Source organism: Pseudomonas cistanchae, assembly GCF_054483635.1.
Genome location: NZ_JBTLWN010000001.1, coordinates 1,502,911 through 1,512,247, shown reverse-complemented (window position 1 = coordinate 1,512,247; position 9,337 = coordinate 1,502,911). Strand labels below are relative to the sequence as shown.

17 protein-coding genes are annotated in these 9,337 nt (G+C 45.3%); all 17 read left to right on the top strand.

The features are described 5' to 3' along the window. Window positions 1-29: 29 nt before the first annotated feature. On the top strand, window positions 30-290 hold the full coding sequence (locus ACX0MV_RS06950; protein WP_458981718.1) for a hypothetical protein: 261 nt from the start codon (window positions 30-32) through the stop codon (window positions 288-290). A gap of 91 nt (window positions 291-381) precedes the next feature. Next, window positions 382-672 (top strand): DUF7660 family protein, encoded by a 291-nt coding sequence (locus tag ACX0MV_RS06945; protein WP_458981717.1) that lies wholly within the window; start codon window positions 382-384, stop codon window positions 670-672. Window positions 673-766: 94 nt separating this feature from the next. Continuing rightward, the gene (locus ACX0MV_RS06940) at window positions 767-1,108 is read left to right on the top strand and encodes a hypothetical protein (protein WP_458981730.1); all 342 of its coding nucleotides are present in this window, start codon (window positions 767-769) and stop codon (window positions 1,106-1,108) included. A gap of 91 nt (window positions 1,109-1,199) precedes the next feature. Continuing rightward, complete coding sequence (locus ACX0MV_RS06935; RefSeq protein WP_458981729.1) at window positions 1,200-1,904, top strand: HNH endonuclease; 705 nt, start codon at window positions 1,200-1,202, stop codon at window positions 1,902-1,904. A gap of 95 nt (window positions 1,905-1,999) precedes the next feature. Beyond that, the gene (locus ACX0MV_RS06930; protein WP_458981728.1) at window positions 2,000-2,287 is read left to right on the top strand and encodes a hypothetical protein; all 288 of its coding nucleotides are present in this window, start codon (window positions 2,000-2,002) and stop codon (window positions 2,285-2,287) included. An 898-nt stretch (window positions 2,288-3,185) separates the two neighbouring features. Beyond that, a complete protein-coding gene (locus ACX0MV_RS06925; RefSeq protein WP_458981727.1) occupies window positions 3,186-3,578 on the top strand; it encodes a hypothetical protein in 393 nt (130 codons plus the stop codon). 76 nt (window positions 3,579-3,654) lie between these two features. Continuing rightward, complete coding sequence (locus ACX0MV_RS06920; protein WP_458981726.1) at window positions 3,655-4,128, top strand: hypothetical protein; 474 nt, start codon at window positions 3,655-3,657, stop codon at window positions 4,126-4,128. Window positions 4,129-4,204: 76 nt separating this feature from the next. After that, on the top strand, window positions 4,205-4,549 hold the full coding sequence (locus ACX0MV_RS06915; protein WP_458981725.1) for a hypothetical protein: 345 nt from the start codon (window positions 4,205-4,207) through the stop codon (window positions 4,547-4,549). A gap of 24 nt (window positions 4,550-4,573) precedes the next feature. Continuing rightward, window positions 4,574-5,278 (top strand): hypothetical protein, encoded by a 705-nt coding sequence (locus tag ACX0MV_RS06910; protein WP_458981724.1) that lies wholly within the window; start codon window positions 4,574-4,576, stop codon window positions 5,276-5,278. 87 nt (window positions 5,279-5,365) lie between these two features. Next, window positions 5,366-5,848 carry a hypothetical protein gene (locus ACX0MV_RS06905; RefSeq protein WP_458981723.1) on the top strand — a complete coding sequence of 161 codons (483 nt, stop codon included), beginning with the start codon at window positions 5,366-5,368 and terminating at the stop codon, window positions 5,846-5,848. Between the two features lie 66 nt (window positions 5,849-5,914). Next, window positions 5,915-6,196 (top strand): cytoplasmic protein, encoded by a 282-nt coding sequence (locus tag ACX0MV_RS06900; protein WP_458981722.1) that lies wholly within the window; start codon window positions 5,915-5,917, stop codon window positions 6,194-6,196. A gap of 103 nt (window positions 6,197-6,299) precedes the next feature. Continuing rightward, complete coding sequence (locus tag ACX0MV_RS06895; RefSeq protein ID WP_458981721.1) at window positions 6,300-6,791, top strand: hypothetical protein; 492 nt, start codon at window positions 6,300-6,302, stop codon at window positions 6,789-6,791. Window positions 6,792-6,890: 99 nt separating this feature from the next. Next, window positions 6,891-7,562, top strand: a complete 672-nt coding sequence (locus ACX0MV_RS06890) for a cold shock domain-containing protein (protein ID WP_458981720.1) — start codon at window positions 6,891-6,893, stop codon at window positions 7,560-7,562. Between the two features lie 89 nt (window positions 7,563-7,651). Continuing rightward, window positions 7,652-8,089 (top strand): hypothetical protein, encoded by a 438-nt coding sequence (locus ACX0MV_RS06885; protein ID WP_458981719.1) that lies wholly within the window; start codon window positions 7,652-7,654, stop codon window positions 8,087-8,089. Window positions 8,090-8,181: 92 nt separating this feature from the next. Further along, entirely contained in the window at window positions 8,182-8,442 is a 261-nt protein-coding gene (locus ACX0MV_RS06880) for a hypothetical protein (protein ID WP_458981718.1), read from the top strand. A gap of 91 nt (window positions 8,443-8,533) precedes the next feature. Beyond that, window positions 8,534-8,824: a DUF7660 family protein gene (locus ACX0MV_RS06875; protein ID WP_458981717.1), complete on the top strand. Its 291-nt coding sequence runs from the start codon at window positions 8,534-8,536 to the stop codon at window positions 8,822-8,824. Window positions 8,825-8,962: 138 nt separating this feature from the next. Beyond that, window positions 8,963-9,280, top strand: a complete 318-nt coding sequence (locus ACX0MV_RS06870; RefSeq protein ID WP_458981783.1) for a DUF4087 domain-containing protein — start codon at window positions 8,963-8,965, stop codon at window positions 9,278-9,280. Window positions 9,281-9,337: the final 57 nt, after the last annotated feature.

Below are 9,337 nucleotides of genomic sequence, written 5' to 3'. Positions count from 1 at the left end.
CGTTAGGCACCAATAGTTAGGAGTACGCCGTGACGAAGGGAATCATTCTGTTAGCACTGTCAGTGCTGGCCTTTCTAGCCTCTTGGTACTGCCTACTTTGGGTGTTTTCCTCTAGCAGCCTTGCAGCAATCGAGTGCAACGCACAATTTTCATTTTTTCACGAAAATCTGCGTTGCCGGTGGGCAGCATTTGCATCTGTACTTTGGATCCTAACCGGCATCACTTCTATTAGCCTGCTGTACTTCAGCGTCAAGGCTTTCAAGCAGTCAAACAATAAAGCAGGCGCCTAACAATGCGCTCAACTGCCGCTCACTTCGTTCGCTGGACTCGCAAAAGCTACGCTTTTGCTCGCCCGTTAGCTTAATCGTTAGGTGCTAAACAATGGACGTAAGCAAACTACTTGAGGACGTCAAAGACATTGAAAGCTTTTTGGTCTTTGCGCGCGCACTAGCAGCAGATCGTGCTGCATCCGTTTTACAGGAAAAGGTAAATCCGAGCTCCCCATATGGCACCGATGCTAATGGCTGGGAAAACACCACCATCGAGTCTTTTCTTGAAAGTGCAATCGCATGGGCTGAGGCTAGTGACTTCGGTCTAACTCAAGGTCTTTCTCTATCAAATCCGTGGAAGCAATTTGCTGTTTTTCTTTACTGCGGGAAAATTTATGAGTAAACACCTAACTATGCGCTCAAATCGCTCACTCCGTTCGCTGGGACGGGCTAAAGCCCGCCCCTTAGCTTAGTCGTTATACGCACTGGATGTTTACGTGAAATTTTTGAGCCCAACAAAAACGAAGCTAACCACAACGCTATTATTGATAATGTTATGGTTTACATATTCAGGTTTTAGCTCCGTGGCAAAGAATGCATACAAGGCATATTCTCTTGAAATAATGCAACTCAGTAACTACAGCAAAGACATAGAAATCCCGACAAAAGAATATGTCCTAGCAACGCAATCTGCTCGTGAGAAAATCACTATTGAGGTGGTAAGAAAGCTTGAAATTGCTGGGTATTTTAATATTTCAGCTCAGCTAATTATGGGTTTACTAGTCGCATATTTTGGCTCCTGCCTCATCCACAGAAAGAAATCCAGTGAGCACGTATAACAACTGGTTCAAACCGTTCGCTGCGCTCACTGGGACGGGCTAAAGCCCGCCCCTTAACCAAACGTTATGTTTTACAAATCAGGGCTGTGTTGTGACCTTTGAGAAATGGATGAGACTCCGGGGCCTATCGGAATCCTCAATAAAGAAATACGAAGGTGCTGTCAGCGGCACAATGTCCGAGTGGGCCGTACAAGAGGGACTACTGGATGGACCACTGACTTCAATCCAGAGTTATAGTCAGTTCGAAAAAATAGCTATTGGCTTGCAAAACACTCCAACCTATCAGGAGCGGAATGATCGCGGCCACCACATGTATAGCAGCGCATTAAAAAAGTACACGGAATACTTACAGGAAGGATTTGACTCAGACATAGAATCTGATGTCGAGTCAATATTGCTGGAAAGTAATATTTCAAATACAGAAAAGTTACTGTTACTAAAAACAAGAATTGGCCAGGGAAATTTCCGTCAAAAATTAATTTCACTTTGGGGCGGCTGCTCCATTACTGGCTACAAAGACCTTTCAATGCTTGTGGCCTCGCATATCAAACCATGGAGCGCATCAACGAATGCCGAACGGCTTGATACCTACAATGGTCTGCTCTTGCTGCCTAATCTCGACAAAGCATTTGACTCAGGCTTTATATCTTTTGATGAAGCCGGAAAAATATTAATTTCACCACTGTTACAAGAGCCAGGCATTTTAGGCATTAATTCTTCAATGGTGGTCGCCCTTAAGCCTGAACATCAGAAGTACATTTATTTTCATCGCGAGTCCGTGTTCCGTAAAACATAACAACTGGTTCAAATCGCTCGCTTCGCTCACTGGGACGGGCTAAAGCCCGCCCCTTAACCAAACGTTAGAGAATTTTCCCAACAAGGAAGTCAGCCATGGAAAAAACACAATCTACAAACCGGCCTGAGGCAACCTTAGGGTTCGCAGCCAAATTTGTTCTAAAGCTTTTTGGGCTCACACTCTTATTCAGCATAATTCCATTGCTTTTTGTGAACCTCCCACTCGGCATGTTTCTCATAAATTTCGGAAAAATATCCATACTATTAATTATTCTGGCAAATCTGCTGGCTATTTTTCTCTCTGGTGCTTTGGCGGCAAAATTAATTTTTGCGTGGGGTGTAAATGGCTTTGAATTTAACATCACAAAAGCAAGCGCAGAGTAATCCTCTAACAATGCGCTCAAATCGCTCACTTCGTTCGCTGGGACGGGCTAAAGCCCGCCCCTTAGCTTAATCGTTAGGCAAAACATGAAACCGATCCCGTTACACAATTCGAAGAGTGATCGTCGCCACAAAGCAATTATGGTTGCATTGCTAACCTTTTCTTCGTTTCTCGTTACGGAGCCAAAAACAGCAATCGGGGTGGCAATTACACTAGCCACTGTGCCATTTATCCTTATCGGATTACTCAATTTTCGATGGTGGTGGCATGTGCGGTTTGGCGGCAGCAAATTTCTTACACTGGTATTTATTGCGATCATTCTGTGTATTGCATTATCCCTAACCTACGCAGCAGCACTACTCAAGCCATACATAGGCGAGCACTTCGCCTAACAAATGGTTCAAATCGCTCGCTCCGCTCACTGGGACGGGCTAAAGCCCGCCCCTTAACCAAACGTTAGGTCATACCCATGCAGTGCCCGATCTGTGCAAACCCTCTCCAAGAAGTAGACGTAGCGCCTTGTTATGATTGTGGCCATGAACCCAATGAGCTAGATGACTTAGAAAATGGAGAGCACGAATATTATCTTTTTGAGCTATGGGGCGGTGAGCTAGTACTTTGTGATTTTTGCGATTCAGATTTTGGGTCCTACCATCCTAGGCGCTTTGGCCTTCCTGACAACGCCTCAACAGATTATCCATTAAGAGTCATTAGCCAAGTTGAGAACCCTAAAGCTGGTCGCGATTTATACTGCAATAGTTGTAAGCATCGGCTGGCCTTCCTGAACTTTCTTGTTCATGCACGTAGTCATAACCGAACCTAACAACTGGTTCAAACCGTTCGCTTCGCTCACTGGGACGGGCTAAAGCCCGCCCCTTAACCAAACGTTAGGCCAGCGCAATGAAAACATCGTCAGCAGTTCAGAATGATTTCTTCCTTTGGCTTGATGAGGTGCTGAGTAAGGCTCTGCCGAAAAATACCGCCGCATTCCATTTCAACCTCTACGAAGGGTCTGAATCGGTTCATGTTCAGCTTATGGGTACCGACTCATTTGTAGGCGTTACTGATTATTGGCCTGGGAATGAAACATTTTCGACAGAAGAGGCAGTTTTCGAAGTTCCATTCGAGAGCGCTGGCGACGAGTGGCCAGAATGGCTTGAGTATTTAAAACGACTAGTCTCTTCATATATCACCACTGGCAACAATTCTGCTGTCCTCCGAAACTCAAAAGGTGTCGGCATTGGATTCGTCGACGGAGACATGTATGTACTCTGGCCAGAACCCAAGGCCTAACAACTGGTTCAAACCGTTCGCTCCGCTCACTGGGACGGGCTAAAGCCCGCCCCTTAACCAAACGTTAGCGGTATATATGAATTTCCACGTATCCGAAAAATACAAACGTAGCGGCAAACGAAAAACTGTACTCGCCACATTACTCGTGGTCGGCATAATCGCAGGCGCCATATGGGTGTTTACGGCCAGTGAAAGCCTGTATCACAAAATACTTTCTGCAATTGTTGTCTTACTACTCATAAAGCATTTGCTTAATGCATACAAAAGCATAAAAAATCATGATTCATCTTACCCAACCGTGACAATCATGGAGTCTGAAAACAAAATCGACATCTCACACAAAGGTGCCGTTGTTAGCATGCCTTTGTCGGATATAGAACACTTGAGGATTCAGAGTATTAAAGGAAGCGTTAAATCAATTCTGCTAAACACTAAATCTTTCAGCAACTTACGCTTTGAAGGGTACGAAAATTTAGCAGAAATGGCTGAGCTTCTTAAAAAATACACGCCGGCAGGAAAAACAAAAAATGCCACGTGGTATCACCGCTAACAAGCGGTTCAAATCGCTCGCTCCGCTCACTGGGACGGGCTAAAGCCCGCCCCTTAACCAAACGTTAGGCACAAATATGAATCAGCCCTTAGCTGAAGCCCGGCGCATGATTGATGCAGGTAAGAGATATCTTGCTGGCTCATGCAGCATTCAAGAGTTGCACGGTCATGCCAGCCAGTGCGCCACTTTTGCGCGGTTTATGCACTTGCATCCAGGCATTGAGCAGGTGGCAAATGAGTGGATTTCAGTCATTTACCGCCGCTGGAATGAATGGGGTGATGCCACTGATCCGCTCACCGAGCAAGAGTTCAGGCAGTGGCTAGCTGCGCAAGTAGCTGTCTCCCCAGAAAATATGCCTAACAATGCGCTCAAATCGCTCGCTTCACTCGCTGGGACCGGCGAAGCCGGCCCCTTAGCTTAATCGTTATGTGAAGAGCCTAAACGGATGACTGAACAAGAAACACACCATAAGATGGTCGTTGGCAGCTTCATAAAGAATAAGCTGGAAGAATATGAGTATTTCCTAAGAAAAATTATAAACATTTGCAATCTAGTAAATAACAATTTTTTAGCCGGAATCAACCCTGTCAACACAGGCGATGAAGACATAAATTTCACCTTCAATGCCTTCGTTAACACATTCCAGTCACTGAAAGACTCTTTAGAAACAGCTACAAGCCAGAAAATTGCTTGGTCATACTTTTCAGAAGTAAGGCACTCTACATTTTTCAAGGAATGCAGAAATGCCATAACACATGACGGCATGCAAATCATCAACGCCTACACTGACGGCAAGTATTACATTGCGAGCAATATAGAAAGAATTGATAACAAAGGAAAATTTGTTAGCTTTGAAGCTCCGAATCAAGACATTCTTACTCTGTGCCTAGAGTTCTCTACTGACCTAATGATTAAAGTCGAAAGAATCGCCGATGAATATGGCCAAAGCATTCCGACTCAAAGCAATGTAGACAAAATGAAATACATTGCACGATACATGAATAGCCCTATTGTTCCTGAATTTGCGCGTACGTTATTCCAACAAAACCGTGAAACTATTGAACTGCAATTAGCAGCGTACGTCTTCAATCCGGTAGGAGACATTAAAAAGCAAACAGCGAGCATTAGCAGCCTATGTACTCACACATAACAATAGGTTCAAACCGTTCGCTCTGCTCACTGGGACGGGCTGGCGCCCGCCCCTTAACCAAACGTTAAGTGTCTTCAGGAAGAAATCATGGAATTCAAAGTAGGAAGTTTTACCTTCGGAAGATGCGACAAAATTGCTGCGGAATGGATGCACCAACATGGTCAAACCCTACTAAAGTACTCCTTGTCGATCATATTCATATGGCTTGGCGCCCTAAAGCCACTCGGCTTAAGCCCAGTGAACGACCTAGTGACAAACACAATAACCTGGCTCCCTTCAGATATATTTATACCCATACTGGGAATATGGGAAATTGCCATTGGTATTTGCCTTCTCATCAAGCCTCTGTTGAGGGTTGCCTTAACCTTGCTATTTTTGCAGTTATTCGGAACCGTACTACCTCTATTTATGCTGCCAGAAGTGTGCTTCATCAAATTCCCTTACGCACTCACACTTGAAGGTCAATACATAATTAAAAATTGTGTGATTTTAAGCGCTGCCATTGTCGTAGGTGGCGGCTTAAGCAAAGAGGCGTCACAGTTCGCAGGCCAAAGCGTGCAAAACACTTAACAAATGGTTCAAATCGTTCGCTTCGCTCACTGGGACGGGCTAAAGCCCGCCCCTTAACCAAACGTTATGCCTAAACCCAACGAAGTTATGCCAAGCATGTTTGACTCAGCTGAAATAAAAGAAGCCCACAAGCATTCCATTCGGCATCGCGGCGAGCTCAGAGATAGCGCGACTTGCGGCTGCTTTTATTGCCTTGATATCTTCGACTACAAAAACATCGAAGATTGGATCGATGATGGTGATACGGCTTTATGCCCCAGCTGCGGCATCGATTCGGTAATCGGGTCTGCTTCTGGCTTTCAGATTAGCCGCGAATTTCTTTCTACCATGAAAAAACATTGGTTCTAGCTATGGCGCAAAGCATAACAATTGGTTCAAACCGTTCGCTTCGCTCACTGGGACGGGCTAAAGCCCGCCCCTTAACCAAACGTTATGCGCTAAAGGCAACCACATGAAAGCTCTAGCCAGCATTATTCTCGGCATCGCAGTTGGTTGGGCCGTAATTCATGCTAATTCCTTAATGCCTAGCCAGATTGAGCAATTCATTGGAAATGCAGTTGCAGCCAATAAACCCCTCAGAAATATAACTGAATTTATTTATGCAAAAGACATCGCATCTCGCTCACTTCACTGGTGGACTCTAGCTTTCTCAATATCAGCACCTCCTTTAATCATTGTTGCGTTAATATCCAATCTTGCCGCCAAACTAATCGGTAATTCTAGAGCAGTTGCTTACGCGTCATTAGTTTATCCAGCTAGCATGTCTGCAGGGGCCTTCTACGCAGCGCAAAGAGTCTATGAAGTAAATCCACCATATGGGGCATATCTTTTAGACTCTGCCAGCCAGCAAGCATCGCTATACATTTTAGATGCATCATCGTTTTTGTTATTCTATTATCTAATTTACGCCTTGCTAAATAGGCATACCTGGCAGCGCGCATAACAATTGGTTCAAACCGTTCGCTTCGCTCACTGGGACGGGCTAAAGCCCGCCCCTTAACCAAACGTTAGGTACGCCATTAAAAATGAGAGCTCCACAAGAATGAAAGGGAAAATAATTTCATGGAAGGATGATAAAGGCTTCGGCTTCATCAGTCCTGAGGGTGAAAACGAACAGGTTTTCTTCCACATCTCAAGCGTCAAAAAGGCAATTCGCAAGCCTGAAGTTGGTGACATCGTCATTTTTGAAGTAGCCAAGGACTCTCACGGTCGCCTCAAAGCAACGCATGTGCTGCTTGAAGGTGTATCACTTTCCAACTCAGGAAACTCTAAAAGAATAATCACAGAGCCCGTCAAGAAAGATGCGCTAGATTATTTTTCTTACTTTGCTCTGGCTGTACTTATTGCTATATCTTTAGGTCTGTTCATAAAAACAGGCGCACCAGAATCAGCCTTGGTGCCTGGCGCAATTTTTCTACTAGTTATGTTTTTCATATCAAGCAGAAAGAAGCAGCCTGCGAATAAATTGTTCTCATGCTCAAAGTGCCGAGCGGTCTCCAGTCACGACGAGAGAACAGTGCTTGCCTGGAATAGAGGGCTGAATAGGTTATATTGCAAATCCTGTCACCAGGCATGGCTGCGCGAACAACCTAAAGAGCAACAAGAAAGCCGAAGCTCTTATTCTTCATCCAATTCAGGTTGTCTTGGCCTGTTTTTGGTTATTGCGTCCGTTCCGATCATTTGTGTCGCCGGTGCAGTCACATGGTTTGTGTAAGCTAAACCTAACTAGTGGTTCAAGTCGTTCGCTTCGCTCACTCGGGACCGGCTAAAGCCGGCCCCTTAACCAAACGTTAGAGCACAGCCGTGAACAAAAGCATATCGCCAACTCCTGCGAGGATCGTTCTATCTTTACTCGCATTCTCATTCCTGGGATTTTGGGGGTTGATAAACCACTCTTCATATAAAAAACTTAACGAACTAATAGAGTACGGAGTCAGCGCACCAGCAAAGATAACAAGCAAGCAGTGCAGTAATCACGGGGAATTACTGTACACATTCACGGTAAACGGCAAGGCTTTTGGCGGTTCCGGCACATGCATCACCCCATGTGAAAATGCAAAATTTGGAGACCCAATTGAAATCACGTACTCTCCAAGTTCGCCACACAACTCACAGTGCACCGCTCCTGAAGAAAAAGCAGAGCGAATTACCACAAATTACCTTCTTCTGCTTGCACTGTTCGTAGCGACCCTCATAATCATTTTTAGAGTCACATCAATAGACGCCGAGCAAAGGCTCTAACAATGCGCTCAAAGCGCTCACTTCGTTCGCTGGGACGGGCTAAAGCCCGCCCCTTAGCTTAATCGTTAGGCACCAATAGTTAGGAGTACGCCGTGACGAAGGGAATCATTCTGTTAGCACTGTCAGTGCTGGCCTTTCTAGCCTCTTGGTACTGCCTACTTTGGGTGTTTTCCTCTAGCAGCCTTGCAGCAATCGAGTGCAACGCACAATTTTCATTTTTTCACGAAAATCTGCGTTGCCGGTGGGCAGCATTTGCATCTGTACTTTGGATCCTAACCGGCATCACTTCTATTAGCCTGCTGTACTTCAGCGTCAAGGCTTTCAAGCAGTCAAACAATAAAGCAGGCGCCTAACAATGCGCTCAACTGCCGCTCACTTCGTTCGCTGGACTCGCAAAAGCTACGCTTTTGCTCGCCCGTTAGCTTAATCGTTAGGTGCTAAACAATGGACGTAAGCAAACTACTTGAGGACGTCAAAGACATTGAAAGCTTTTTGGTCTTTGCGCGCGCACTAGCAGCAGATCGTGCTGCATCCGTTTTACAGGAAAAGGTAAATCCGAGCTCCCCATATGGCACCGATGCTAATGGCTGGGAAAACACCACCATCGAGTCTTTTCTTGAAAGTGCAATCGCATGGGCTGAGGCTAGTGACTTCGGTCTAACTCAAGGTCTTTCTCTATCAAATCCGTGGAAGCAATTTGCTGTTTTTCTTTACTGCGGGAAAATTTATGAGTAAACACCTAACTATGCGCTCAAATCGCTCACTCCGTTCGCTGGGACGGGCTAAAGCCCGCCCCTTAGCTTAGTCGTTAGGGAAAACACTAAATTGCACCGAGTACTCTCAATCTTACTTCTCGCACTACCTCTCAGCGCCATGTCAGCCGAAAAACGCTGTGGCTGGCTAGAAAATCCCACGCCAGCAAACCTATGGTTAATCGATAGCGAATCAGAGTGGACGCTATCAATACAAGGTAAAGGGTTTATCAATGAGGACTCAATAGAGAAAATGCCCGCCATTGACGAGAATGAATTTGTCCGTACAAATGGAAATTATGGCTTCTCATGTGTTTGCCTTAATGTCAAAACAAACAAGGAGAGGTCAGAAATATTAGAGGTGTACGGCGGGGAACAACTGCTATTAAAGAAATGCTTAGAAGACCCAAATATTTACAACAAAATACCTCTGCGTTGAGTTCCCCTAACAACTGGCTCAAACCGTTCGCTTCGCTCACTGGGACGGGCTAAAGCC

Excerpts from the sequence above, each read along its gene's own strand:
- ACX0MV_RS06905 (WP_458981723.1), top strand. The coding sequence starts at position 5,366 with ATGGAATTCAAAGTAGGAAGTTTTACCTTCGGAAGATGCGACAAAATT.
- ACX0MV_RS06920 (WP_458981726.1), top strand. The coding sequence starts at position 3,655 with ATGAATTTCCACGTATCCGAAAAATACAAACGTAGCGGCAAACGAAAA.
- ACX0MV_RS06875 (WP_458981717.1), top strand. The coding sequence starts at position 8,534 with ATGGACGTAAGCAAACTACTTGAGGACGTCAAAGACATTGAAAGCTTT.
- ACX0MV_RS06895 (WP_458981721.1), top strand. The coding sequence starts at position 6,300 with ATGAAAGCTCTAGCCAGCATTATTCTCGGCATCGCAGTTGGTTGGGCC.
- ACX0MV_RS06915 (WP_458981725.1), top strand. The coding sequence starts at position 4,205 with ATGAATCAGCCCTTAGCTGAAGCCCGGCGCATGATTGATGCAGGTAAG.
- ACX0MV_RS06890 (WP_458981720.1), top strand. The coding sequence starts at position 6,891 with ATGAAAGGGAAAATAATTTCATGGAAGGATGATAAAGGCTTCGGCTTC.
- ACX0MV_RS06925 (WP_458981727.1), top strand. The coding sequence starts at position 3,186 with ATGAAAACATCGTCAGCAGTTCAGAATGATTTCTTCCTTTGGCTTGAT.
- ACX0MV_RS06870 (WP_458981783.1), top strand. The coding sequence starts at position 8,963 with ATGTCAGCCGAAAAACGCTGTGGCTGGCTAGAAAATCCCACGCCAGCA.
- ACX0MV_RS06910 (WP_458981724.1), top strand. The coding sequence starts at position 4,574 with ATGACTGAACAAGAAACACACCATAAGATGGTCGTTGGCAGCTTCATA.
- ACX0MV_RS06930 (WP_458981728.1), top strand. The coding sequence starts at position 2,000 with ATGGAAAAAACACAATCTACAAACCGGCCTGAGGCAACCTTAGGGTTC.
- ACX0MV_RS06945 (WP_458981717.1), top strand. The coding sequence starts at position 382 with ATGGACGTAAGCAAACTACTTGAGGACGTCAAAGACATTGAAAGCTTT.
- ACX0MV_RS06900 (WP_458981722.1), top strand. The coding sequence starts at position 5,915 with ATGCCTAAACCCAACGAAGTTATGCCAAGCATGTTTGACTCAGCTGAA.